General features: G+C 48.1%; 2 protein-coding genes. Both read right to left on the bottom strand.

The features are described 5' to 3' along the window. Positions 1 to 313: patatin-like phospholipase family protein (locus R7E47_RS24610; RefSeq protein WP_318085341.1), on the bottom strand; the 313-nt coding region annotated here is incomplete at its 3' end. Positions 314 to 400: 87 nt separating this feature from the next. Further along, the coding region (locus R7E47_RS24615) for a penicillin-binding transpeptidase domain-containing protein (RefSeq protein WP_318085343.1) at positions 401 to 1,269 on the bottom strand (869 nt) is incomplete at its 5' end.

Below are 1,269 nucleotides of genomic sequence, written 5' to 3' on the forward strand. Positions count from 1 at the left end.
TCCAATCAACAGAATAGATAAAACTTTCGATTTCATCGGCGCTCATGCCTGTCGCGTACAAGCCGCCAACATAAGCTCCCATGCTTGTCCCTGTGATGATATCGACAGGAATGTGCATTTCTTCTAGCGCCTTGAGGACACCAATGTGGGCAGCACCTTTTGCGCCGCCACCAGCGAGAACAACCGCGACTTTAGGACGAGTCGGAGTATCCTCATTTTTGACTTGAGCAACAGAAGGAGTGGCTATCAAAAACAAACTTACCCACAACGCGAAATAGCGCGACATCGGGCTTGATGACAGCGTTTTGAACATCCACTTCTTCCTTTACTGAATACTTGATCACTAATATGTACTAAGAATTGACCAGTGAAACAAGTCCATGTTGTTGATTTGGAGATCCTACCAATCAAACAAACTATTCAACCAGTTAGATTTTTTCTCACACTGTTGTTTGATTTGACCCGTTTTATCCCATACTGGAAGTTTGTAATCGCTGCGGCAATTCATCTCTAAACCACCGTTGGAGGTCGGTTTAAAGCCAAGCGTCGTCACTTCTTTAGGCCAAGGCAACTCCAAACGCTCAGGAATTCGCTGCGCCAAGTATTCCGCGTAAACACGCAATGCACCGCTTGAGCCCGTAAGGTTGATTGGCTTGTTATCATCACGGCCTAGCCAAATGGTCGTCACTTCACGGCCATCAGTCCCGACAAACCAGCTATCACGAGTATCGTTACTGGTGCCCGTTTTGCCCGCCAATGCAGCCCAAGCGAATTGGCTTTGAAGATAGCGACCTGTACCTTGTGCGACACCTTGTTTCATCGCGTATGTCGTTAGCCAAGCCGCTTGTTCGTCAACCGCGCGAGAGGAGCGAGGCAACGATTGATAAAGCACGTTACCGTCCATATCGATGACGGAACGAAGCGCGGTCAACTTAGCACGTTTACCCGAGTTAGTCAGTGTTTGGTACATTTGCGCCACTTCAAATGGCGTCAATGAAAACGAACCCAAGAACATAGAAGGCACAGGACGAATCTCATCTTTGTTGACGCCTAAGCGTTCAAGTGTGCCAGATACTTCAGGAATACCAAGCTCCATCCCCAACCTTACCGTTGGTACATTCAATGACTTCGCAAGCGCAAGGTAAAGTGGCACATCACCACGATATTTACGGTCGTTGTTACGCGGAGTCCATACCGAGCCTTTGCTACCTTTCAAACTTAGAGGGGTGTCGTGCAGCGTCGTCCCCACATTGTATTTGTCTGGCTGTT

The sequence above is a fragment of the Vibrio sp. Vb1026 genome, assembly GCF_033338745.1.
Taxonomy (GTDB): domain Bacteria; phylum Pseudomonadota; class Gammaproteobacteria; order Enterobacterales; family Vibrionaceae; genus Vibrio; species Vibrio alginolyticus.